Source organism: Rhizobium sp. 10N427 (assembly GCF_056394605.1).
The window spans coordinates 253,660-275,994 of the sequence record NZ_JBFTID010000001.1 but is presented as its reverse complement, the minus strand read 5'-3'; the positions used below and the strand labels follow the sequence as shown (position 1 = coordinate 275,994).

Here is a 22,335-nt window from a genome sequence, read left to right as displayed (position 1 = left end):
GACCGGCTCCCAATCTCCGATTATCCAATCGCCGCGCGGGCCAGAAAGACTGCACCCTCGACCGGTGAGACGTCGAGCACATGCACAGCAAGCCGCGGATGCTGCTTGCCGAGTGCGCGCTTGAACGCGTCGAGCAGACGCGCCTGTTTAACGATCACGCTGCCCGCCACGACGACGTCATCGCCTGTCGCCCCCCGATTTTTGAGCTGGGCGACAAGCGCCGCAAGATAGCCGGCGCCCTCCGAGATGACGTTCACCGCCAGTTGCGATCCGCCGTCTGCGGCATCGAAAATGGCAGTGCAATGCGGTGCCCAGTTCTCGGCCGTCGGGTCGTCGTTGACCTTGCGGGTCAGCCGCTCGGCATCCTCGACGCCGAAATCGGCAATCAATGCCGAGAGCAATCCGTCATCTGGCTTGCCTTCGTCATTTGCTCTCAGCGCAGCCCGGGCTGCCTCGCGCACCAATGCGGCCGCACCACCTTCGTCGCCAATCACGCATCCCCATCCGCCCGCCGAAATCGGTTGCCCCGAGCCATCCGTTCCAACGGCGATGGCGCCGGTACCCGCTATGACGCCGATACCCTGACGGAGCCCGGCAGCAGGCACGATGAGTGCCGCATCGTTGACTGCTCGAACGCGATATCCCCGATCGAGCAACGCCGCTTCAAGATCCCGCCCGATCGAGGGATTGTTGATTCCCTGCGCACCGAAGGCAATGGAGGCGATCGAAAGACCAGCGGGCAGGGTGGCGCGCAGGCGCGAAGCCAGCCAATCGGCGCCGTGAGACGCGGGCTCCGCGTCCCAATCCTGACTGGAGATGACCGTGTCCAGAATACGCGCACCGGCCAGCGTTTCCACGACCAGATGCGTCTTCGTCCCACCGACATCAAGCGCCACAAGACATTCACTGCTATCCATCGTCAGGCTACCTTGGTGTCGTTGTGGTGGAAGACGAAGGCATCGGGATCGAGCCCGCGGGCAAGCGCGGTTTCAACCGCAATGGTCTGCATGATGACGGCCTCGAGGATTGGCCGCTGGGTGATGCTGACGCGCGGTAGCGGTATATAGGTCAGCCAATCGCTGGCTGCGGCTTGCACGGGGCCGGCAAGGATCGTGTGATGACCGGCTTTTGCCAGGGTCGATGCCAATTCCGCCTCCCGCTCGTCGCCAAAGAGAATATGCACGCCCTTGCCGGCCGATTCCATCGCGCCATGCAGATATTGCCTGGTCGACATGCCGGTCGAAGGGATGCGGGCGATCTCGCGTAGCAGCAGCGCGCCGACTTCAGCCGAACCGGCTGAAGGGGCAATCCCGGCGCAATCGACATATACCGCGTCCGTCATGCGTGCGAGAATCTCGCCGGTCTGCGTCTTGAGCTTCTGCTCGACGGTGCGGAAGGCAGTGGGGAGATCAGACCAGGACGTATCGATTGCGCCGCCATCCCAGGCCTCGGCGATCATGCCAAGAGCTGCGATCGTTGCCGTATAGCCAATCGTCGATGCGTAGCTGTCTGGGATTGCGCCGAGCGAAATATTGGCCGACGAGGCGGCCGCGACGGGGGAATCCTTGGCGTTGACCACCGATATGCGCAGGCTGCGCTCGATCGAGTTCAGCACGGCAAGCGTCTCGGTGCTCTTGCCGCTTTGCGAGACGGCGATCACCGGATGGCTGGATGCGGGGAAGGGGATCGGATATTCGCCGCCATTGAGGCGCCACGAATGCACACCGCGGGACCGCAAGGCCCAGACGGCAGCCGAACTCGCTGCAAAGCTTGCGCCGATACCCATGAAGATCGGGCCCGCGCCTTTCAGCGCGCTGGAAGCATTGCGAACTTCGCTGCCAATTGCAGCAATCGCGGTTTCCAGCGCATTGGCCTGGGAGGCGCGCGCGTCAGCCAGCGAAATATAACCTTTGACCATTGCGGTCTTCTCCTTGGTCCTGAAATGATGTGCGGCCGCGGCTTTGGCCAGCGCGTGCCGGATGGACGGACGGCGTCACCCGCCGGTCTTCGCAGTGCGTGAAAAAGATGTCCGCAGGCGGTAGCGGTCGCCTGCGTAGCGGATCGTCGATGCCATGACCGGCCGCCCGCTGCTGTCTTCGACAAGCTGGCGCATGGCGAGGATCGGCATGCCCTGCTCGATGCCGAGATGGCGGGCAAGCGTCTTGTCTGCGGCGTGCGCCTCGATCGTCGATTCGGCGCGCGCCAGGTCAAAGCCGGCACCGGTCAGCAGCTTGAAAAGCGAAGCCGTCTTGAAATCGACACCCGACATATCGAGCCCGCGGATCATCGGGAAGAACGACGTATCGACGGCAACCGGCACGCCATCCAGCCGACGTATGCGGTCGAGATGAAAGACCGGCGCGCCGGGCGCAATGCCGAGCTCTTCTGCCTCATCGAGGCTTGCGGGCGCCCCTTCGGCACGCAGCACGTCCGAGGATGGCGCGAGGCCGAGGCGGGCAGCGGTTTCGCTGAAGGATTCAAGCGTCTGGGGAAATTCCTGATGCGCTTCCGTTGCCACGTACCAGCCACGGCCGTGCGAAGACACCAGCACGCCGTCAGTCACCAGGCTCTGCAGCGCGCGGCGCAGCGTTACGCGACTGATCGATAGCCGGGTCAGCAAATCGCGTTCCGGCGGCAGACGGTTTCCCGACGCCAGCTTGCCGGCTGCAATCTCTTTCATGATCGCCTTTGCGGCCTGCTGCCACAGGGGCTCGGGAGAATCCGACTGCAAAGGTCCCGGCTGGCCTTCATTTCCGATCATCAGTTCACCGCTACCTTTTCCCACTGCCTGGTTTTCATGGACCGGTAGCATGCATCGATGATCCTGTTGACGATAACCCCGTCTTCGTAGGTTTCGGACGGAGCCTTGCCGGCTGCGAAGCAATCGACGAAATGGCGCATCTGCTGCGAGAAGCCATAGGCGCGCGTCTCTTCCGGTACGGGATACACCCAGCCGGTCTCGGCATCCGCCTTCTCGACAGTATAGCCGACAGGCTTGCCGACGAAGCCCCAGACGGGACCGACAGAACTGTCGGTGACGATGCGCCCCTCGGAGCCGACGAGCTCATGACGCAGCTGCATGCCGCCCTTTTCGATCCAGGAAGATTCGATGGTCGCCAGCTCGCCACCGGCAAATTTCAGAAGTGCGATCGCGGCATCCTCACCGGTCGTCTTGTCGCCATGCACCATCGTCGAACCCCAGGCCATCACCTCGGTCACGGGATTGTCCTTTCCGAAGAAATGCCGTGCTGATTCTACGGTGTGGCAGCCCATGTCAAGCAAAGCGCCCCCGCCCGCCGTCTCCGCATCCCAGAAGTGCGGCGCATGCGGACCCGAATGGGCCTCGCGAGCACGCATCGTCAGCAGCTTGCCGATGCCGCCGGCCTTCAGCATTTCGTAAGCCTTGGCTGTGTTCGGGGAGAAGACCGAACTCTCTGCATATCCGTGCCAGACGCCTGCCTCGGTTACCAGCTTGAGCATCTCTGCGGCCTCGGCTTCGGTGCGGGCAAGCGGCTTGGTGCAGACCACGGCCTTCTTGTGTTTTGCGGCAATTCTTGTCGCCTCGAGATGCACCTCGTTCGGGAGGGCGATGATGACAAGATCAACGGAAGGGTCGGCGCAAAGGGCATCCATCGTGGCATGGGTCTTGATCCGCCACTTGGCCGCAAATTCCTCGGCCCGCTTGCCGCTGCGAGAATAGCAGCTGCGCAACTCCGCATTGCGGACGTCAAGCAGTGCATCGGCATAGCATTCGCCAATGAAACCCGATCCCAGCAACCCGACGCCGATCATTTCCACCCCTCCAAGCTCTGTGGCAACAGTCCTTATTCCTTTCAATCGAATACCACATAAGACAAAAATGGGAAACAAAAAATATAACTTGTCACAACTGGTATTGAGAGGTATCGTCGCCTCAACAATCGCCGGACTGAGATTAAAAGAACCGGCATGGGAGCAGTTTTGAGTCACAAGAATGGGAGATTATGAAATGCTTTCAAAGCACGCATTGCTGAACGGTGCCGTTGTCTCACTGGTTGCGATGGTCGCTGCCGGCAGCGCTTTCGCCGAAGATGTCACCATCAAGCTCGGAAGCTGGCGGACCGAAGATATCGCAGTGTGGCAGGACAAGATCATTCCGGCCTTCGAAGCCAAGAATCCCGGCATCAAGGTGGAGTTCTCTCCGGTCAATACCAATGAGTATAATGCAGCGATGCAATCCCAAATTGAAGCTGGCGCGGGACCTGATCTCCTGACCTGCCGCCCCTTCGACGTCAATCGCGAGTGGATCAGCCGCAAGTATTTTGACTCCCTGGCGGACTTTGGCGCCATCAAGAATTTCGACGACACGTCGAAGGCCGCCTGGACCGACGCCAAAGGCACGCCCTATTGCTTGCCGATCGCCGCCGTGCTCGCTGGCTTCTATTACAATGTCGATATCTTCAAGGAGCTCGGGCTCGAAGTTCCGAAGACTGCTGACGAGTTCGTCAAGGTACTGCAAAAGATCAAGGATAGCGGCAAATACGAGCCGCTTGCCTATGGGTCGGCAGAATCCTGGCAGCTCGCCTATAACGGTCTTTACAACATCGGTCCGTCCTACTGGAACGGCGAAGAGGGCCGCCAGGGCCTGATCGACGGCACCAAGAAGCTCACGGATCCGGAATTCGTCGAGGCCTTCAAAGCCTTCGCAGCCTGGAAGCCGTTCCTGCCTAATGGGCAGGCAAGCCTGCAATATGCCGACATGACCCAGCTTTTCACCATCGGCCGCGCGGCAATCCTGCCGGACGGTTCCTGGGATATCAATCAGGTGACCTCAACGGGTCTCAACGTCGGTGTCTTCGGTCCGCCGGCTGCCAAGGAGGGCGGTCAGCGCTACCTGCAGGAAATGCCTGACATGGCGATCGGCATCAATGCCGCAAGCAGGAACAAGGATGCCGCAAAGACCTTCCTCACCTGGCTGGCATCTCCGGAATTCCAGGAACTTTACGTCAATGCCGCCCCAGGCTTCTTCGCCATGAGCAGCACGCCGGTAACCTATAACAACGCGCTGGCGCAGAAATTCGCCGACCTGAAGAAGGACGCCAAACTGACGCCGCGCCTGGCGCTGGACCGGCTGAGCGCCGGCAATCCGCCGCTCGACGACGAAATCTGGCGCGTGCTGCAGACGATGATGATCGGAGACGATGTCACCCCTGAAAAGGCGACTGCAGAACTCCAGGCCGGTCTTGCATCCTGGTACGCACCGCAGAAAAAGTAACAAGAGCGCCCCGCGCACCACACCGGTGCGCGAGGCTCCCGATGCCCGCCGGCATCAGCTGGCGACCAGACTACGGAGATACCGGGTGACACGTCCTGCGACGGCTCGCTGGAGCCTTTTCCTTTTTGTGCTGCCAGCGCTCGCAATCTATCTCGCTTTCGCCGTCCTGCCGCTCATCGCCTCGATCGTCATGAGCTTCTTCGATACGGATGGTCAGGCCGGGCGCGTCTTCGTCGGGCTGGAAAACTATTATTACCTCTTCACCCATCCGGTCACGAGCGCGCGTTTCTGGAACGCGCTGCTGAACAATTTCGAATATTTCATCATCCATCTGGTGGTCGAAGTGCCGATCGGCCTTTTGATGGCGGGTTTGCTCACCTCCGGTCTGCTGAACCGTTCCGAAGGCGTCTACCGCACGCTGCTCTTTATCCCCGCGACGCTCTCCGTCGTCATCGTCGGCTTCATCTGGCGCCTGATCATCAATCCGCTTTGGGGACTGGTCGGCTTTCCGCTACTCGGCAACGAACTGACGGCACTGCCGACGATCTCTCTGATGTCGGTCTGGCAATATGTCGGCATTCCGATGCTGTTCCTCTACAGCGCGCTGCTTGCTGTTCCGGAGGATGTCGTCGAGGCGGCGCGGATCGATGGTGCCGGAAACTGGCGAATCTTCTGGGCGATCAAGTTCCCGCTGATTGCGCCGCAATTCGGTCTGATCGTCATCCTCACCTATATCTGGACTTTCAACGGCTTTGATCTGGTCTTCGCGCTGAATGGCGCAGCACCAGGCCCGAACTACAGCACGGATATTCTCGGGACGCTGTTCTACCGCACCTTTTTCGGGTCCAGTGGCCAGGTGGCCGATCTGGATCTCGGAGCGACCGTCGCAACGGTGATCTTCGTCATCATTCTTCTCGTCACTGCCGCCTATTTCTGGCTGGTCCAGCGACGGCTGCAAGCGCACCAAGTCTGAGGAACAGCAGAGATGTCATCGTCAGCCAAACTCAGTGCCAGCTTCTACGGCTCCAGCCGCCAGCGCATGGTGCTCGATCGCATCGTCGTCCACGGATTGCTGATCTTCTTCGTGCTCCTGGCCCTCGGCCCGATCTTCATCGTCATCCTGAATTCCTTCAAGACGACACCGGCGATCTTTGGCGGCCCCTTCGATCTGCCGACCGTCAAGACTTTCAGCGTCGACGGCTATATCCGGGTCTTCACCCGCGGCAATTTTTTCTTGAACTACCGTAACAGCCTTGTCGTCACCGTCTCGACGATCGTACTGACGGTGGTTTTTTCGGCGCTGGCTGCCTACGGCCTGGTGGAATACCGCCTGAAGATCACGCCCGTGATCGCCGGGCTTTTCGTGGTCGGCATCATGCTGCCGATCCGCCTCGGCACCGTTCCGATCCTCGAGATCATGATCGCATGGCGGCTGGTCGATACGCTGACGGCACTGGTCCTGGTCTATACCGCAATGAGCGTGCCGATCGCGGTGACGCTGATGATGGCGTATTTCCGCACGGTGCCGACCGAGATAAAGGAAGCGGCACGCATGGACGGGGCAGGGGAATTCCGGACATTCCTGATCGTCCTGCCGGTGGTGAAGCCCGGCCTTGCAGCTGTTGCCACGCTGACGATGCTGCCCGTCTGGAACGACCTCTGGTTCCCGCTGATCCTGTCGCCCGGCCGCAGCAACCAGACAGTGACGCTTGGCGTCCAGCAGTTCGTCGGGCAATTTCTCAGCGACTATCCGGCACTGCTTGCTGCACTCACACTCGGGATTCTGCCTCTCGTCGTTCTCTACGTAGTGTTCTCACGACAATTCGTCCGTGGCCTGAGCCAAGGGGTCGGCAAGTGACGAGAAGAGCGGCGAGGATGCTGCCGCCCTTCTCCAGCTACTGAAGAGCGCGCTGAGCATCAGCCCGCAAGCTTGCCGCCATCGACGGCAAGCGAGTGGCCGGTCAGGAAAGAGGCCTGCGGCGACGCCAGGAAGACAATCGCCGCCGCCACTTCTTCCGAATGGCCGAGACGGCGCATCGGCACATATGACTTCAGGTAATCGAGACGGTCATCCGATCCGCCCGTCAAGCGGTCAAGGAAGCCGGTCTGGATAGGGCCGGGTGCCACGGCATTGACGCGAATGGCCGTGGTTGCGACCTCGAGGGCCGCCGATTTCGTCAGCCCTTCCACCGCGTGCTTGCTGGCGACATAGACGGATCCGTTCGGTGTTCCAACCTTGCCCAGCACAGAGGACACGTTGATGATGCTGCCGGTTCCCTGCTCCTTCATCACACGCAACTCATGCTTCATGCTGAGCAGGGTGCCCAGCACATTGGTGTCGAAGGTCGCCGCGTAAGTTTCGGCAGTCTGCGCCGTTACCGGCCCGAACGCACCTTCGGTGCCGGCATTGTTGACGGCGACGTCGAGACGGCCGAAGCGGGCCACTGTCTGGTCGATGAGCGACTCGACTTCTTGGTCATGGCGGACATCGGCACGAACAAATTCGGCCTCGGCGCCCATGGCGCGGAGTTGCTCGACAAGCTCGCGGCCCAGTTCGTCGCGGCGGCCGGAAACCACAAGGCGGGCGCCATCGCGGCCAAAAGCAATCGCCGTCGCGCGGCCTATACCGGTAAGCGCACCGGTGATCAAAACAACAGGAGCAGACATTGGAAAACCCTTTCAAGCCTCGGCGGAAATCGCGCAAGGTGAATAATATGTACGTACGTACATTTATGGGTGTCAACAAAAATGTACGATCGTACACTATGCTTCTGTGCGGAGATGGTCAGTGGAGCGGGCGCAGCACGATCGAGAAGAGCACCGTTTCAAGCCGTTCGATCGGCTCCGGGCTGCGCTGAGATTTGCTAAGCAGCACCGCTCCCTGATGCGAGGAGACGATGAACCCGGCGACCTGCCGGCAATCGATATCCGGGGCCACTTCTCCGGCCTTGACGGCCGCCTCGATGCAATAGGCGACTGCATCGGTGAGGCCAGCGACGATCTCGTTGACGCGCTGACGTATGGCATCGCCAGCCACGCCGGTTTCGGCAATGAAGTTGCCGAGCAGGCCCCCGAGAGGGCCGCCGCAGCTTCCCTTCGAACGGCTGCCGGCAATGTATTCCCGAAGCCGCATCAATGGCGGCTTCGCATCGTTGCGCAGCGTATCGAGCACGACATTCTGGCTGTTGGCGAAATAGAGCTCGACGATCTCGAGCCCGAACGCTTCCTTGGAAACGAAATGATTGGTGAAGGAGCCCAGGGGCACGCCAGCTGCGCTGACAATGCTGCGCACCGAGGCGGACGAGAAGCCGACCTCGTCGACGACCTTAAGGCCTTCCCTCAGAATTTTTTCGCGGTTCGACAGCTTCGCCATCGCTGCAATATGATGAGACCGGCGCAGCTCGTCAATGAGCGGCGGCAAGGGCTGCGCTGGGAGCCATTGGGTCTCGCGCCTCAATGACGGCAATGCGCCTTGGCCTAGGCTACCGCATGGAGCTCGGCGCAGGCATCGTCAATCCGCTCCGCCGTCGTCATCGGTGCTGAATTCGGAAGCGAGTTCGCTCCTGATAAAGTCGGCGAAGGTTCTCGCTTTGCTACTCGCCGTGCGTCCGCTCGGGAAGACCGCCCAGAGATCGATGGGCGGAAGATCCCAGTCCTGGAGGACGCGCCGGACCTTGCCGGAGGCCAGTTCGGGCGCGAACATCCATTCAGAGGCGACGGCCAGTCCCATTCCGGCAAAGACCGCTTCGCGAACACCCTCGGCTGCGGTCAACCGGATGCGCTCCTTGATGGTCACGGCGCTTTGAACCGGCCCCTGGCTGAAGTTCCAGACAGTGCCGCCGCTGCGCAGATCGTAGACGACGGCTTGATGTGCCCCCAGTTCCGCAGGAGAGGTGGGCTCACCGTGGCTTTCAAAATACTCCGGTGAGGCGACCACGACGCGCGGGCTCTGTCCGACCTTGCGGGCGGTCAGCGATGAATCCTGCAGATCTCCCATTCGCAGAGCGATGTCGATACCGGCTTCGACAAGATCGACGTTGCGATCGTCCATGAATACTTCGATATCGAGATCGGGGTGCATGGCCAGGAATTTTGGCAAGTGGGGAACCACGTGGAGCCGCATGAATGTCACCGCGCCGCTGATCCGCAGCCGGCCGTTGAGAGCGGCACCTGAGCCCCGCGCCTTGGCCTCGGCCTCGTCGGCCTCTTCGACAGCGCGCTTGGCGTGTTCATAAAAATTCTCGCCCGCCTCCGTGGGCATCAGGCCTTGCGTCGTCCGCAACAGCAGCCTGGTGCCGACGCGTTCTTCCAGTTGAGCGATCATTTTGGAAATTGCCGGCTGCCCGACACGCAACTGCCGCGCGGCACCGGTGAATGATCCGGTATCGACGACGCGCACAAAGGCGTCCATGGCAGCGAGCCGGTTCATGGGCCATTCCTCCTTGGAATGATGCATATGTCTCCATCGCGGCTTCCCCCGTCAAGTCCACGCGCGCAAATAATGCGCGGTGCTCGATGCGGCAGCATCCCCATCAATTCTCCAGAGTGGAAACCACGATGATCGAAGTCTATGCCTTTGCGACGCCCAACAGTGTTCGCGTGCCTATCGCCCTTGAAGAGCTCGGGCTTGCTTATGAGCTCAAGCCTATCAACGTCCGCAAGGGCGAGCAGAAACTGCCGGACTACCTGGCCATCAACCCCAATGGCAAGGTTCCTCTGTTGATCGATAGCGATGGCCCCGATGGGGAGCCCATCACCGTCAGTGAATCCGGGGCGATCCTCGTCTATCTTGCTGAAAAGACGGGAAGGCTGCTTCCGGGCGATGGCGCAGGCCGCGCCCGTGTCTTCGAACAGATTTTCTTTCATCTGACCGGAATTGGCCCAGCCTTTGGGCAACTCGGCTTCTTCAAGCGGCAAGCCGCCGAGCAGATCCCATTGGCGATCGCAAGGTTCCAGACAGAGGCTGAACGCGTCCTCGCCGTGCTCGAAGGCGTGCTTCACGAGCGCAAATTTGTTGCCGGAGACCAGTTCACGATCGCCGACATCGTGCATTTCGGATGGCTATGGCGCCGCGAATTTGCAGGCATTGACTTCGAGAGGACACCAAACATCGCGCGCTGGTACGGCGAGATTGATGCCCGTCCTGCGGTCAAACGCGCGATCGAGAAAGTCACGGCATTGGTTCCTGCGACATGATTGCTTCGAAAGCAGATCGGGCCGGTCTTTCCTAGTCAGGATCGTCCTTGACTGACGGTTTGCAATCAAAGAACACAAGGCGCGTGCCCGGCGACGGCGCGCGCCTTTTGGCGTATTGAGAGATCGTCCTGCGAAGGTGCAGAGAGTTCAGGCGCATTCCATTATGGAATAATCTATAGTCGAGTTTGGCGTCTACAACGCAGCTTTTGCTGAATTTATCTGATTGGCAGGCACCCGCCGGGTGCCATCCCGCGTGAAAGACTGAACAGTCGGCAAGCGCGGGTCCAGCAGATCAATTCGAAGGATAATTCCATGAGCAAGAAGTTGGATGGCAAGGTTGCCGTTGTGACCGGCGGCAGCGCCGGCATCGGGCTGGGCATCGCAAAGCAGTTCGCTGCGGAAGGTGCACTTGTCTACATCACCGGCCGCCGTCAAAGCGAACTGGACAAGGCTGTCGCGGTGATTGGCCACGGCGCCATCGCGGTGCAAGCCGACGCGTCGAAGCTCGGCGATCTCGATAAGCTCTACGAGATCGTGAAGAAGAATAGCGGCCAGATCGACACTCTCGTCCTCAATGCCGGCTTCTACGAGTTCATGAAGTTCGGCGACATCACCGAAGAGCATTTCGACAAGACCTACAATACCAACGTGCGCGGTCTTCTCTTCGCTTTCCAGAAGGCCTTGCCGGTCTTGCGCGACGGTGCGTCCGTAATCCTGACGGGATCCATTGCGGCATCGAAGGGCATCCCGAACATGTCGGTCTATTCTTCGACCAAGGCGGCCATCCGCAGTCTCGTTCGCGGCTGGATCATCGACACGAAGGAGCGCGGTTTCCGCATCAACGTCTTGAGCCCGGGTCATACCGTGACGCCTGGTCTTTCGGGGTTGATCCCGGCCGAGGCTTACGAGGGAATCACCGCGACGATCCCGCTCGGTCGCATGGGCACGCCCGACGATATGGGCAAGACGGCCGTGTTCCTCGCATCCGACGACAGCGCGTTCATCACCGGCGTCCAACTCGACGTCGATGGCGGTGTCGCCCAGTACTAAGCATGATGCGGGCGGGCCAATGGTCCGCCCGCTTTTCTGGCGCTTCCGATCTATGAGGTCTCGGTTTTGAGGCGCTCACAAGCGGCGCAGTTGCCCGGCAACCTGCCTCGCTCGCAAGCCGATGCCATCCCCTGTGGAAAAGTTCATCGGAAAAAATCAAATAAAATCATTTGCATAATTTGCTTCTGGCTATGCGGTGGATTTCCGGCTGCGGTCAATTTCTCAACAGACATCATGGCGAACAGCTTCTGCCCTTGACGGCGAAAGTTTCTTGGGAAATGCTAAGATGTCAGACCAATTTAAGGTCGACTGCCTGACAAGAAAAATGGGGAACCATGAAGGCAAATGTGAGCGACAGGCCGGTGATCCGGCCGCTTCCGGCGATCGACCGTGCGCGTCAGGTGACTGAGGCGCTGGCGCATTATGTCGAGGATGCGAAGCTGAAGGCGGGCGACCGCCTGCCGGCCGAGCGCGAGCTTATGTCTGCCCTGGCCGTTGGCCGTTCCACCATCCGCGAAGCCATCCGCCACTTCCAGGCGCTCGGCGTCATCGAAACCCGCAAGGGCAGCGGTACCTACCTGCTGAAACCGGTTTCGAAGGCGACCATTCATGTTCCGCTCTCCTTCGAGGGCGCCAATCTGCGCGATGCGCTGCTGCAGACGCTGGAGGTTCGCCGCGGCATCGAATGCGAGGCGGCGATGGTGGCGGCCCGCAAGCGCACGGCCAGTGACCTCGTGAATATCGAAGAGAAACTGAACGAGATGGAGCGCGTCCATATCGCCAAGGGCACGTCGGGTCCGGAGGATCTGGCATTCCACATGGCGGTCTATGACGCGACGCATAATCCGATGTTCGGCCAGCTTCTGGAGCAGATGCGCGAGACCTTCGTCCGTTTCTGGACCCATCCATTCGACCGGCAGGACTTCGCCCGCCGGTCCTTTCCGTTCCACCGCACGCTTTTCAACGCGATCGCCGCACAGGACCCCCAGGCGGCGCGCGAGGAAACACTGAAGATTCTCGACGTTGTCGAGGAAGACATCAAGGAAATGTCCAAATGAGCAACTCGCTCGATCCGATCGAACTCGCTTCGCTGATCACCGCCCATGACGACGGCAATTTTGCCGAAGCAGTGGTGCCGCCGATTTTTCAGACATCGCTTTTCACCTTCTCCGATTACGACGACATGATCGCCTCCTATCGCGGCGAGAAGGTGCGGCCGATCTATACGCGCGGCTTGAACCCGACAGTGCGCATGTTCGAGGAGATGCTGGCAAAGCTCGAGGGCGCAGAAGATGCGCTCGGTTTTGCAAGCGGCATGGCGGCGATCTCGTCGGCGGTGCTCTCCTTCGTCGAGCCGGGCGACCGCATCGTCGCCGTCAAGCATGTCTATCCCGATGCCTTCCGCCTGTTCGGCACCATCTTGAAGCGGATGAAGGTCGAGGTGACCTATGTCGATGGCCGCGACGAGGAAGAAGTCGCCAAGGCGCTCCCGGGCGCCAAGGTCTTCTACATGGAAAGCCCGACCAGCTGGGTGATGGAAGCCCATGATGTCGGCGCGCTGGCGGCGCTTGCGAAAAAGCACGGCGTCGTCACCATGATCGACAACAGCTGGGCAAGCCCGATCTTCCAGCGGCCGATCACCCTGGGTGTCGATCTCGTCATCCATTCGGCCTCGAAATATCTCGGCGGTCACAGCGACGTGGTCGCCGGTGTCGTCGCGGGCTCCAAGGACATGATCGCCCGCATCAAGGCTGAGGCCTATCCCTATCTCGGCGGCAAGCTGTCGCCCTTCGATGCCTGGCTGTTGATCCGCGGGTTGCGCACGCTGCCGATCCGCATGAAAGCGCACGAGACTGCGGCGATGACCATTGCTCAGCGGCTGCAGGCGCTCGACGTTGTCGAGCAGGTCTGCCATCCGGGCCTCGCGAACCGCCTGCCGGCTGGCCTCAACGGCACGTCGGGCCTGTTCTCCTTCATCTTCCGCGAAGGCGTCGATATCCGCGCCTTCGCCGATCACCTCAAGCTCTTCAAACTGGGCGTGAGCTGGGGTGGACACGAAAGCCTGATCGTACCGGGCGAGGTGGTGCTTCAGCAGAAAGCGCAACCGAACTCCGCGCATACCTTTGGCATTCATGCGCGGTCCGTACGTCTCCATGTCGGCCTCGAAGGGACCGAGGCGCTGTGGAGAGACATCGAAGAGGCGCTCGCCGCCGCTTCGTGACGACAATAGTGAGAGAAACACCTTCAACAAAAGGGGAACTGAGCATGAAAAGACTGATAACCGCAACGCTCTTCGCCACCATGATGGCAGGAACGGCCTTCGCCGACACGACGCTGAAACTCGTCGAGGTCATCACCAGCCCGGAACGTACCGAAACGCTGAAGTCGATCGTCGGCAAGTTCGAAGCCGCCAATCCGGGCACCAAGGTCGAGATCATCTCGCTGCCCTGGAACGAAGCCTTCCAGAAATTCGCGACTATGGTATCGGCAGGCGATACGCCTGACGTCATGGAAATGCCGGATACCTGGCTGTCGCTCTATGGCAATAACGGCATGCTCGAAAGCCTCGAGCCCTATCTCGCCAAGTGGGAGCACACAAAGGACCTGACCCCGCGCGCGCTCGAGCTCGGCCGCGACGTCAAGAAGACCGCATACATGCTGCCCTACGGCTTCTATCTGCGCGCCATGTTCTATAACAAGAAGCTGCTTGCCGAAGCTGGTGTGAAAGAACCGCCGAAGACGATGGAGGAGTTCACCAAGGCTTCCGAAGCCGTCTCCAAGATTTCGGGCAAGTACGGCTACTGCATGCGCGGCGGCCCGGGCGGTCTGAACGGCTGGATGATCTTCGCCGCTTCGATGGCCGGATCCAACAAGTATTTCAACGACGACGGCACCTCGACCATGAACAGCGAAGGCTGGGCAAAGGGTCTGGAATGGATGGTCGATCTCTACAAGAAGGGCTACGCGCCGAAGGATAGCGTCAACTGGGGCTTCAACGAAGTCGTCGCCGGCTTCTACTCCGGCACCTGCGCATTCCTCGATCAGGATCCGGACGCTCTGATCGCCATTGCCGAGCGCATGAAGGCCGAAGACTTCGGCGTCATGCCGCTGCCGAAGGGCCCCGATGGCAAGTCGTTCCCGACCATCGGCTATGCCGGCTGGTCGATGTTCACGACGAGCCAGAACAAGGACCTTTCCTGGAAGCTGATCGAAACTCTCGAAAGCCCTGACGGCAACATCGAGTGGAACAAGAAGATCGGCGCTCTGCCGGCCTATACGGCAGCCGAAAAGGATCCGTTCTACGCCGGTGATCAGTTCAAGGGCTGGTTCCAGGAACTCGCCGACAAGGATACTGTCCCGACGGTGATGCCGACTTACCTCGAAGAATTCGCCTTCTTCAAGGATTCGCTGGCGATCAAGACCTCGCAGCAGGCCCTCCTCGGCGATATCTCGCCGAAGGATCTGGCTGACCAGTGGGCTGATTACCTGACCAAGGCTCAGCAGAAGTTCCTGGCGAAGAAGTAAGTAAAGGCGGGCTCCTTACCCGGAGCCCCTCATCCGCCTGCCGGCACCTTCTCCCCGCTGGGGAGAAGGGAAGTATGCGGTGACCTCTCGTTCCCTTCTCCCTCCTGAGTTTATCGAAGGGGGGGAGAAGGTGGCCCATTCGGGCCGGATGAGGGGGCCGCGCATGCCGCAGGTCAATGGTATAAACACACGGAAAGCCGACCACCGATGACCATGACCGCCGATACGCACAGGCGCCGCGACCGCAGGCCGTGGCTGAAGCGTCTCGCCGATGCCTCCGAGCCATATCTTTACAGCGCGCCTTCGCTGATCCTCATTATCGGGGTCATGATGGTGCCGCTCGTGATCGGCATCTCCTATGCGTTTCGCGATATCCAGCTGCTGAACCCGTTCTCGGGCGGCTTCATCGGCATCGAGCATTTCCGCGAACTCTCCAAGGATGCCGCCTTCTACGGCGCGCTGAAGAATACCCTGTGGTGGACCGGGGCTTCCGTCATCCTGCAATTTGCCTTCGGCCTCATCCTGGCGCTGCTGCTCGACAAACCGTTCTGGGGCAGGGGCATCGTCCAGGCGCTGGTCTTCCTGCCCTGGGCAGTGCCGTCCTTCCTAGCCGGCCTCAACTGGGCGTGGCTCTTCAATCCTGTCATCGGCCCGATCCCGCATTGGCTTTACGCAATGGGTCTTATGAGCGAGCCGGGCAATATCCTCTCCGATCCGCAATATGCGATGTGGGGCCCGATCATCGCCAATGTCTGGTGGGGCATTCCGTTCTTTGCGATCACGCTGCTTGCTGCCCTGCAGGCGATCCCGCGCGATCTTTACGAGGCGGCTTCCATCGACGGAGCCGGCTGGTTCCAGCGCTTCGGCTCGATCACCCTGCCGTTCCTGGCGCCGACCATCGCCATTACCGTGCTTCTCCGCACAGTCTGGATCTCCAATTTCGCCGATCTGATCGTCGTCATGACCGGCGGCGGCCCGGCCGATCGCACGCAGATCGTCGCCAGCTACATCTTCACCCAGGCCTTCAAGCGACTGGATTTCGGCTATGCCTCGGCGATCGCGCTGGTGCTGCTGGCCCTGCTGCTTGCCTATTCTATGCTGATCATCCTGCTGCGGCAGACGCTGCTGAACAAGGATTGAGACCATGAAGCGATCCATCATCCCCACCGTCGCGCATCGTCTGGCGATCCTCTGCTACATCGCCTTCGCGCTGTTCCCGCTCTACTGGCTGCTGAAGGTCTCTGTCACGCCGAACGATCTTCTCTATTCGGAAGGCGTGCGCATGTGGCCATCGCGCACGACCTGGGAGCACTATTCCTTCGTGTTGCAGCACAGTGCCTTCCCGACCTTCTTCAAGAACAGCCTGATCGTCTCGGGTTCGACGGCGATCACCGTGACGATCTGCGCCTCGCTGTCGGGCTATGCCCTATCGCGCTTCAATTTCCGCGCCAAATACTGGATCGTGGCGCTGATGCTTTTGACCCAGATGTTCCCGCTCGTCATGCTGGTCGCACCGATCTTCAAGATCCTGACGCCGCTGCATCTGACCAACAGCCTGACGGGTCTCGTCATCGTCTACACCGCCTTCAACGTGCCCTTCGCCACCTTCCTGATGCAGTCCTTCTTCGACGGCATTCCGAAGGATCTCGAAGAAGCGGCGATGATCGACGGCGCCACCCAGTTCACGGCGTTCCGGCAGATCATCCTGCCGCTGACGCTGCCGGGGATCGCGGCGACGCTCGGCTTCGTCTTCACCGCGGCCTGGAGCGAGCTGCTCTTCGCGCTGATGCTGATCAACGGCAACGACGCGGCGACCTTCCCGGTCGGGCTTCTCACCTTCGTCTCGAAATTCTCCGTGGATTTCGGGCAGATGATGGCGGCGGGCGTTATGGCGCTCATTCCGGCCGGCCTCTTCTTCCTGCTCATCCAACGTTATCTCGTGCAGGGCCTGACGGCCGGCGCGGTCAAGGGTTAGGCACATGGCATCGATCGATATCAAGAACGTCAAGAAAGCTTACGGCCATGTGCAGGTGCTGCACGACGTCGACCTCGAGATCAAGGACGGCGAATTCGTCGTCCTCGTCGGCCCGTCCGGCTGCGGCAAGTCCACGCTGTTGCGCATGATCGCCGGCCTGGAAGAGGTTACCGGCGGCGAGATCCGCATTGCCGGAAACCGCGTCAACGAGCTGCATCCGAAGGACCGCGACATCGCCATGGTGTTCCAGTCCTACGCGCTCTATCCGCACATGAATGTCGCGGGCAACATGAGCTACAGCCTGAAGCTCAGGAAGACGGCCAAGGAAAAGATTGCCAGCGCCGTCGGCTCCGCCGCCTCGAAGCTCGGCCTCGACCCGCTGCTGGAACGCCGCCCGAAGGCTCTCTCTGGCGGCCAGCGCCAGCGCGTCGCCATGGGCCGCGCCATCGTCCGCCAGCCGAAGGCCTTCCTGTTCGACGAGCCGCTGTCGAACCTCGACGCCCGCCTCCGCGAACAGATGCGCGCTGAAATCAAGAAACTGCACGGTGATCTGAAGGCGACCTCGATCTACGTCACCCATGACCAGATCGAAGCAATGACGCTCGCCGACCGCATCGTCGCCATGCATGGCGGCGTCGTCCAGCAGGTCGGCAGCCCGCTCGAACTCTACGATCGCCCGGCCAATCTCTTCGTCGCCGGCTTCATCGGCTCGCCCGGCATGAATTTCCTGGAGGCAAGCTACGAGAATGGTGGCGCAAAGCTGAAGGATGGCACGGTCGTCCCGCTGCTTTCGCCGCTGTCGCTTGCCAATGGCTCGAAGATCACCCTCGGCATCCGCCCGGAACACGTCGTCATGTCCTCAGGCGGCGCCGGCATGAGCGCCGATGTCGAACTCATCGAACCCACAGGCTTCGGTATCATCCTGCACCTGTCGCTGCACGGCCTGCCATTCAAGGTCTTCACGCTCAACCGCGAAGCGCTGACTGCAGGACCGAAGGTCAACGTGACCTTCCCGGCAGAGCATCTGCATATCTTCGATGAGGCAGGCAACCGGGCGAGCTGAGGCCGCTCGCTGCTCTTGCAGTTGCAGCTCCGAGACGCATGTTGCACTCTCCGATTTTGAGTAATCGGAGAGTTCGATGCTTTTGGCGCAGATATCCGACATCCATGCGACTCCGGGTTCTGAAGGCCTCGACCGGCTGGCCAAGGTTGCCGAGTGGCTCCACGGTCTGCGACCAGATCTCCTCGTCATCACGGGGGATCTCGTCGATGATGATTGGCAGGAGGGCTACAAGACGATCGGCGCTATTTTGCGGACCATGAGTTGCCCCGTGCATGTCATCCCCGGAAACAGCGATTGCCGGGACATGATGCATCAAGAATTGGTGGAGTTCTGTGCCGCCAGCCAGCCGATGCATTTTAGCCGTGATCTGGCAGGTCTGACATGCCTGGGGCTCGATGTCACCGTGCCCGGGGCTAGCCACGGAGACGCAGCTCCGCACTGCGATTGGCTGCAGCGCGCGCTGGAGCCAGGGCGTCCGTCCGTCATCTTCATGCATCAACCACCCATCGAGACGGGTATCGTGCCGTTGGACGCGGTGATGTGCCGAAATTCGGATGCGTTTGCAGAGGTTCTCGAAAACGCGGGCTCGGGTGTGCTGGCGGTAGTCTGCGGCCACGTCCATCGGCCGATTTCTGGCAGAATTGGCAGAACACCGGTCTATATCTGTGGTTCTCTTTGCGAGCCCAATCCGCTTGTGCTTGGCAGCCGGTCAGCGCCTCTGCTGACCGACGCCCCTTCTTTCGCGGTTTGCGAGATCGATCGGGGACATTTTCGCCACCATACGATCTCGCTCAGCGTCCGGACTTAGCTCCGCAGCCCCGGCGCTTCCTGGCCGGTGCGCTCGACATATTCGGTATAGCCGCCGCTATACTGGTGGATGCCGTCCGGCGTCAGTTCCAGCACCCGATTGGAGAGTGCTGCCAGGAAATGGCGGTCGTGCGAGACGAAGAGCATGGTGCCTTCGTAATCGGCGAGCGCCTTGATCAGCATTTCCTTGGTGTCGAGGTCGAGGTGGTTGGTCGGCTCGTCGAGAACCAAGAGGTTCGGCGGGTCGAACAGCATCTTGGCCATGACCAGACGCGCTTTTTCGCCGCCGGAGAGAACGCGGCACTTCTTCTCGACATCGTCGCCCGAGAAACCGAAGCAGCCGGCGAGCGCGCGCAGCGGCGCCTGGCCAGCGAGCGGGAAGGAATCTTCAAGCCATTCGAGAACCGTGCGCTCGCCGTCGAGGATATCCATGGCGTGCTGGGCGAAATAGCCGAGTTTGACGCTGGCGCCGAGCGCCACGCTGCCCTGATCCGGTTCGGTTGAGCCGGTGACCAGCTTCAGCAGCGTTGATTTTCCGGCGCCGTTGACGCCCATGATGCACCAGCGCTCCTTGCGGCGGACCATGAAGTCCAGGCCTTCATAGATGCTGCGGCTGCCGTATTTCTTGTGCACGTTCTTGATGTTGATGACATCTTCGCCCGAGCGCGGCGCCGGCAGGAATTCGAAGGCGACGGTCTGGCGGCGGCGCGGCGGCTCGACGCGTTCGATCTTGTCGAGCTTCTTCACGCGGCTCTGCACCTGTGCGGCATGCGAGGCGCGGGCCTTGAAGCGCTCGATGAACTTGATTTCCTTGGCAAGCATCGCCTGCTGGCGTTCGAACTGCGCCAGCTGCTGCTTTTCGTTCTGCGCCCGCTGGTTCTCGTAGAAACCGTAGTCGCCGGAATAGGTGTTCAGCGAACCGGCGTCGATCTCGATGATCTTAGTGACGATGCGGTTGAGGAATTCGCGGTCGTGCGAGGTCATCAGCAGCGCGCCGTCATAATTCTTCAGGAAGTCCTCGAGCCAGATCAGGCTTTCGAGATCGAGATGGTTCGACGGTTCGTCGAGCAGCATCACGTCGGGGCGCATCAAGAGGATGCGGCCGAGCGCCACGCGCATCTTCCAGCCGCCCGAAAGCGCGCCGACATCGCCGTCCATCATTTCCTGCGTGAAGCTCAGGCCATCGAGCACTTCGCGAGCACGGCCTTCAAGCGCGTAGCCGTCAAGCTCCTCGTAGCGAGCCTGCACTTCGCCATAACGCTCGATGATGGCATCCATCTCGTCCATGCGGTCGGGGTCGGACATCGCCGCCTCGAGATCGCGCAGCTCGGCAGCGACTTCGCTGACCGGGCCGGCACCTTCCATAACTTCGGCAACGGCGCTGCGGCCGGACATCTCGCCGACATCCTGGTTGAAATAACCAACGGTCATGCCCTTTTCGACAGAGATCTGCCCTTCGTCGGGGATTTCCTCGCCGGTGATCATCCGGAACAGCGTCGTCTTGCCGGCGCCGTTCGGGCCGACGAGACCGATCTTCTCGCCCTTGTTCAGGGCGGCTGACGCCTCGATGTAGAGAATGCGGTGGCTGTTCTGCTTGCTGATATTTTCGATGCGGATCATGGAGGAGCGGGTACCTGAAAAGTTGTTGCGGCGCGCTTATCATGCGCCGCAGCATTTGTCGCGATTTTCCTTCCGCCAAGGTCTCAGAAGACCTGACGGAGGATGACGAAGAGCACGAAGGCGATGGCGATCGAGGCGGGCAGGGTGAGCACCCAGGCCATCAGCATGTTGCGCACGGTCGACCACTGAAGGCCCGAGCCGTTCGCCGCCATGGTTCCGGCAACGCCCGACGACAGAACGTGTGTCGTCGAGACCGGCAGACCGAAATGATCGGCCGCGCCGATCGTCACCATGGCGACGACTTCGGCAGCGGCACCCTGTCCATAGGTCAGGTGCGTCTTGCCGATCTTCTCGCCGACGGTGACGACGATGCGCTTCCAGCCGACCATGGTGCCGAGCCCGAGTGCGATGGCGACCGCGATCTTCACCCAGAGCGGGATGAACTTCGTCGCATTGTCGACGGCCTTGTGATAGCCGGTCACCGCCTGCAGGTCGGCATCATCCATCGGCAGCAGCTTCTGTTTGTCGATCAGCTTCAGCGCTTCACCGATCAGATAAATGTCGTTGCGCACGTTGCCGACGAGATTGGTCGGAACCGCTTCCAGCGTCGGGAAGGCGGCGACTTCGGCGCTTGTCTGGTGGATATATTGCTGCAGGGCAGGGGTCGTCGCATCCGTCCAGGTCTTGGTCTTCACGGCATTGCTGACCTCGGCCTTGTAGTCGGTGACGATGACGCCGGGCTTCACATATTTGCCGAGCGCCGTTTCCACCTGTGCGGAGGCCTGCTTGTAGGCTTCCAGGTAGTTGACATCAGGCGTGCGGTTCAGCGCGAAGGCCGTCGGCACCAGGCCGATCAGGATCAGCATGATGAGACCCATGCCCTTCTGACCGTCGTTCGACCCGTGGGCGAAGCTGACGCCGGTGCAGGTGAAGATCAGGATGGCGCGGATCCAGAGCGGCGGCGGCCGGTTGCCCTTCGGCTCCTCGTAAAGCTCTTTCTTGCGAACGAGAAACTTCATGACGACGAGCAGGATCGCCGAGAGGCCGAAGCCGATCAGCGGCGAGATCAGCAGCGACAGGCCGATATTGGTCGCCTGCGACCAGTCGACACCGCTGGTGGCGCTGCCTGCCGGGGCCAGGAACTGGTTGGCAAGGCCGACGCCGATGATCGAGCCGACAAGCGTGTGCGAGCTTGAGGACGGCAGGCCGAGATACCAGGTGCCGAGGTTCCAGACGATGGCGGCGATCAGCAGGGCGAAGACCATCGCCAGACCGGAGCCGGAGCCGACCTGCAGGATGAGCTCGACCGGCAGAAGCGCCAGGATACCGAAGGCAACAGCGCCCGACGAAGTCAGCACGCCGAGGAAGTTGAAGAAGCCGGACCAGATGACCGCCAGTTCGGCGGGCATCGAACGGGTGTAGATCACGGTCGCCACGGCATTTGCCGTGTCGTGGAAGCCGTTGACGAACTCGAAACCGAGCGCGATCAGCAGCGCCAGTCCGAGCAGGATCCACGGAACGGCGGCGGCGGCTTCCGTCAGGTCGCGGCCGAGCGCATAGGCCACGTATCCGAGGCCGACGAGAAGAATGAGCAGAAAGACCGGTATGAACCATTTGCCCGCACTCGACGAGTGCAGCGGATGGCTACCGGACTGAGGCATTGGGTGATCGGGGGCGATATCAGCCATGTCCTTGTCCTTTCATGGAAAAGCAGCCAAGGCTACGTCCCGCCCATGAAGCTTGCATGACACAACTTTTCGGTAACGCGGCCCTGCGGCCTCGCGCATCTGCGATTGTCACATTACTGTCGTCAAACCCTGTTGATGTGGCGCCGATCAAAGGGAC

Annotated in this window: 21 protein-coding genes; 12 read left to right on the top strand and 9 right to left on the bottom strand. The window is 60.8% G+C overall.

What is annotated here, in order from left to right:
* Window positions 1–20 precede the first annotated feature (20 nt).
* The 4 genes from AC1DIJ_RS01175 to AC1DIJ_RS01160 form a co-directional block, all read right to left on the bottom strand.
* Window positions 21–917, bottom strand: a complete 897-nt coding sequence (locus AC1DIJ_RS01175; protein ID WP_112388514.1) for an N-acetylglucosamine kinase — start codon at window positions 915–917, stop codon at window positions 21–23.
* Between the two features lie 2 nt (window positions 918–919).
* Complete coding sequence (locus tag AC1DIJ_RS01170; RefSeq protein WP_112388513.1) at window positions 920–1,918, bottom strand: SIS domain-containing protein; 999 nt, start codon at window positions 1,916–1,918, stop codon at window positions 920–922.
* A 75-nt stretch (window positions 1,919–1,993) separates the two neighbouring features.
* The gene (locus AC1DIJ_RS01165; protein WP_112388512.1) at window positions 1,994–2,761 is read right to left on the bottom strand and encodes a GntR family transcriptional regulator; all 768 of its coding nucleotides are present in this window, start codon (window positions 2,759–2,761) and stop codon (window positions 1,994–1,996) included.
* Window positions 2,761–3,792, bottom strand: coding sequence for a Gfo/Idh/MocA family protein (locus AC1DIJ_RS01160; RefSeq protein WP_112388511.1), 1,032 nt, complete (start codon window positions 3,790–3,792; stop codon window positions 2,761–2,763). Before AC1DIJ_RS01160 ends, AC1DIJ_RS01165 begins: the two co-directional genes overlap by 1 nt.
* Window positions 3,793–3,988: 196 nt before the next feature.
* Between AC1DIJ_RS01160 and AC1DIJ_RS01155 the strand changes: the two genes are divergently transcribed.
* From AC1DIJ_RS01155 to AC1DIJ_RS01145, 3 genes are all read left to right on the top strand, one after another.
* Entirely contained in the window at window positions 3,989–5,254 is a 1,266-nt protein-coding gene (locus tag AC1DIJ_RS01155) for an ABC transporter substrate-binding protein (protein ID WP_162698695.1), read from the top strand.
* Between the two features lie 85 nt (window positions 5,255–5,339).
* Entirely contained in the window at window positions 5,340–6,227 is an 888-nt protein-coding gene (locus AC1DIJ_RS01150) for a carbohydrate ABC transporter permease (RefSeq protein WP_112388509.1), read from the top strand.
* A 12-nt stretch (window positions 6,228–6,239) separates the two neighbouring features.
* The gene (locus AC1DIJ_RS01145) at window positions 6,240–7,112 is read left to right on the top strand and encodes a carbohydrate ABC transporter permease (RefSeq protein ID WP_310290981.1); all 873 of its coding nucleotides are present in this window, start codon (window positions 6,240–6,242) and stop codon (window positions 7,110–7,112) included.
* Window positions 7,113–7,171: 59 nt separating this feature from the next.
* On the opposite strand, the gene AC1DIJ_RS01140 is transcribed toward AC1DIJ_RS01145, so the two are convergent.
* The 3 genes from AC1DIJ_RS01140 to AC1DIJ_RS01130 form a co-directional block, all read right to left on the bottom strand.
* Window positions 7,172–7,921, bottom strand: coding sequence for an SDR family NAD(P)-dependent oxidoreductase (locus tag AC1DIJ_RS01140; RefSeq protein WP_112388508.1), 750 nt, complete (start codon window positions 7,919–7,921; stop codon window positions 7,172–7,174).
* A 118-nt stretch (window positions 7,922–8,039) separates the two neighbouring features.
* On the bottom strand, window positions 8,040–8,675 hold the full coding sequence (locus tag AC1DIJ_RS01135; RefSeq protein ID WP_310290984.1) for a TetR family transcriptional regulator C-terminal domain-containing protein: 636 nt from the start codon (window positions 8,673–8,675) through the stop codon (window positions 8,040–8,042).
* 90 nt (window positions 8,676–8,765) lie between these two features.
* Complete coding sequence (locus AC1DIJ_RS01130; protein ID WP_112389006.1) at window positions 8,766–9,683, bottom strand: LysR family transcriptional regulator; 918 nt, start codon at window positions 9,681–9,683, stop codon at window positions 8,766–8,768.
* A gap of 128 nt (window positions 9,684–9,811) precedes the next feature.
* Between AC1DIJ_RS01130 and AC1DIJ_RS01125 the strand changes: the two genes are divergently transcribed.
* The 9 genes from AC1DIJ_RS01125 to AC1DIJ_RS01085 all read left to right on the top strand — a co-directional run bounded on the left by AC1DIJ_RS01125 (window position 9,812) and on the right by AC1DIJ_RS01085 (window position 18,871).
* Window positions 9,812–10,450, top strand: coding sequence for a glutathione S-transferase family protein (locus AC1DIJ_RS01125; protein ID WP_112388507.1), 639 nt, complete (start codon window positions 9,812–9,814; stop codon window positions 10,448–10,450).
* A 312-nt stretch (window positions 10,451–10,762) separates the two neighbouring features.
* Window positions 10,763–11,500: an SDR family NAD(P)-dependent oxidoreductase gene (locus AC1DIJ_RS01120; protein ID WP_112388506.1), complete on the top strand. Its 738-nt coding sequence runs from the start codon at window positions 10,763–10,765 to the stop codon at window positions 11,498–11,500.
* Window positions 11,501–11,835: 335 nt separating this feature from the next.
* Window positions 11,836–12,558 carry a FadR/GntR family transcriptional regulator gene (locus tag AC1DIJ_RS01115; RefSeq protein ID WP_112388505.1) on the top strand — a complete coding sequence of 241 codons (723 nt, stop codon included), beginning with the start codon at window positions 11,836–11,838 and terminating at the stop codon, window positions 12,556–12,558.
* Window positions 12,555–13,721, top strand: coding sequence for a PLP-dependent transferase (locus AC1DIJ_RS01110; RefSeq protein ID WP_112388504.1), 1,167 nt, complete (start codon window positions 12,555–12,557; stop codon window positions 13,719–13,721). The genes AC1DIJ_RS01115 and AC1DIJ_RS01110 overlap by 4 nt, the downstream gene beginning before the upstream one ends.
* Before the next feature lie 44 nt (window positions 13,722–13,765).
* The gene (locus tag AC1DIJ_RS01105; protein ID WP_112388503.1) at window positions 13,766–15,025 is read left to right on the top strand and encodes an ABC transporter substrate-binding protein; all 1,260 of its coding nucleotides are present in this window, start codon (window positions 13,766–13,768) and stop codon (window positions 15,023–15,025) included.
* A gap of 207 nt (window positions 15,026–15,232) precedes the next feature.
* Window positions 15,233–16,165, top strand: a complete 933-nt coding sequence (locus AC1DIJ_RS01100; RefSeq protein ID WP_112388502.1) for a carbohydrate ABC transporter permease — start codon at window positions 15,233–15,235, stop codon at window positions 16,163–16,165.
* A 4-nt stretch (window positions 16,166–16,169) separates the two neighbouring features.
* On the top strand, window positions 16,170–17,000 hold the full coding sequence (locus AC1DIJ_RS01095; protein ID WP_112388501.1) for a carbohydrate ABC transporter permease: 831 nt from the start codon (window positions 16,170–16,172) through the stop codon (window positions 16,998–17,000).
* A gap of 4 nt (window positions 17,001–17,004) precedes the next feature.
* Entirely contained in the window at window positions 17,005–18,063 is a 1,059-nt protein-coding gene (locus AC1DIJ_RS01090) for an ABC transporter ATP-binding protein (protein ID WP_112388500.1), read from the top strand.
* Between the two features lie 76 nt (window positions 18,064–18,139).
* The gene (locus AC1DIJ_RS01085) at window positions 18,140–18,871 is read left to right on the top strand and encodes a metallophosphoesterase (protein ID WP_112388499.1); all 732 of its coding nucleotides are present in this window, start codon (window positions 18,140–18,142) and stop codon (window positions 18,869–18,871) included.
* Here the strand turns inward: AC1DIJ_RS01085 and AC1DIJ_RS01080 are convergent.
* Both AC1DIJ_RS01080 and AC1DIJ_RS01075 read right to left on the bottom strand, forming a co-directional pair.
* Window positions 18,868–20,490: an ABC-F family ATP-binding cassette domain-containing protein gene (locus tag AC1DIJ_RS01080; RefSeq protein WP_112388498.1), complete on the bottom strand. Its 1,623-nt coding sequence runs from the start codon at window positions 20,488–20,490 to the stop codon at window positions 18,868–18,870. The two genes, AC1DIJ_RS01085 and AC1DIJ_RS01080, sit on opposite strands and share 4 nt — an antisense overlap.
* Before the next feature lie 83 nt (window positions 20,491–20,573).
* Window positions 20,574–22,178, bottom strand: coding sequence for an inorganic phosphate transporter (locus tag AC1DIJ_RS01075; RefSeq protein ID WP_112388497.1), 1,605 nt, complete (start codon window positions 22,176–22,178; stop codon window positions 20,574–20,576).
* Window positions 22,179–22,335 lie beyond the last annotated feature (157 nt).

What these genes read in the sequence shown, in the direction of transcription:
- AC1DIJ_RS01175 (WP_112388514.1), bottom strand. Translation starts at nt 917, where the DNA reads ATGGATAGCAGTGAATGTCTTGTGGCGCTTGATGTCGGTGGGACGAAG.
- AC1DIJ_RS01170 (WP_112388513.1), bottom strand. Translation starts at nt 1,918, where the DNA reads ATGGTCAAAGGTTATATTTCGCTGGCTGACGCGCGCGCCTCCCAGGCC.
- AC1DIJ_RS01165 (WP_112388512.1), bottom strand. Translation starts at nt 2,761, where the DNA reads ATGATCGGAAATGAAGGCCAGCCGGGACCTTTGCAGTCGGATTCTCCC.
- AC1DIJ_RS01160 (WP_112388511.1), bottom strand. Translation starts at nt 3,792, where the DNA reads ATGATCGGCGTCGGGTTGCTGGGATCGGGTTTCATTGGCGAATGCTAT.
- AC1DIJ_RS01155 (WP_162698695.1), top strand. Translation starts at nt 3,989, where the DNA reads ATGCTTTCAAAGCACGCATTGCTGAACGGTGCCGTTGTCTCACTGGTT.
- AC1DIJ_RS01145 (WP_310290981.1), top strand. Translation starts at nt 6,240, where the DNA reads ATGTCATCGTCAGCCAAACTCAGTGCCAGCTTCTACGGCTCCAGCCGC.
- AC1DIJ_RS01140 (WP_112388508.1), bottom strand. Translation starts at nt 7,921, where the DNA reads ATGTCTGCTCCTGTTGTTTTGATCACCGGTGCGCTTACCGGTATAGGC.
- AC1DIJ_RS01130 (WP_112389006.1), bottom strand. Translation starts at nt 9,683, where the DNA reads ATGAACCGGCTCGCTGCCATGGACGCCTTTGTGCGCGTCGTCGATACC.
- AC1DIJ_RS01125 (WP_112388507.1), top strand. Translation starts at nt 9,812, where the DNA reads ATGATCGAAGTCTATGCCTTTGCGACGCCCAACAGTGTTCGCGTGCCT.
- AC1DIJ_RS01120 (WP_112388506.1), top strand. Translation starts at nt 10,763, where the DNA reads ATGAGCAAGAAGTTGGATGGCAAGGTTGCCGTTGTGACCGGCGGCAGC.
- AC1DIJ_RS01115 (WP_112388505.1), top strand. Translation starts at nt 11,836, where the DNA reads ATGAAGGCAAATGTGAGCGACAGGCCGGTGATCCGGCCGCTTCCGGCG.
- AC1DIJ_RS01110 (WP_112388504.1), top strand. Translation starts at nt 12,555, where the DNA reads ATGAGCAACTCGCTCGATCCGATCGAACTCGCTTCGCTGATCACCGCC.
- AC1DIJ_RS01105 (WP_112388503.1), top strand. Translation starts at nt 13,766, where the DNA reads ATGAAAAGACTGATAACCGCAACGCTCTTCGCCACCATGATGGCAGGA.
- AC1DIJ_RS01100 (WP_112388502.1), top strand. Translation starts at nt 15,233, where the DNA reads ATGACCATGACCGCCGATACGCACAGGCGCCGCGACCGCAGGCCGTGG.
- AC1DIJ_RS01095 (WP_112388501.1), top strand. Translation starts at nt 16,170, where the DNA reads ATGAAGCGATCCATCATCCCCACCGTCGCGCATCGTCTGGCGATCCTC.
- AC1DIJ_RS01090 (WP_112388500.1), top strand. Translation starts at nt 17,005, where the DNA reads ATGGCATCGATCGATATCAAGAACGTCAAGAAAGCTTACGGCCATGTG.
- AC1DIJ_RS01085 (WP_112388499.1), top strand. Translation starts at nt 18,140, where the DNA reads ATGCTTTTGGCGCAGATATCCGACATCCATGCGACTCCGGGTTCTGAA.
- AC1DIJ_RS01080 (WP_112388498.1), bottom strand. Translation starts at nt 20,490, where the DNA reads ATGATCCGCATCGAAAATATCAGCAAGCAGAACAGCCACCGCATTCTC.
- AC1DIJ_RS01075 (WP_112388497.1), bottom strand. Translation starts at nt 22,178, where the DNA reads ATGGCTGATATCGCCCCCGATCACCCAATGCCTCAGTCCGGTAGCCAT.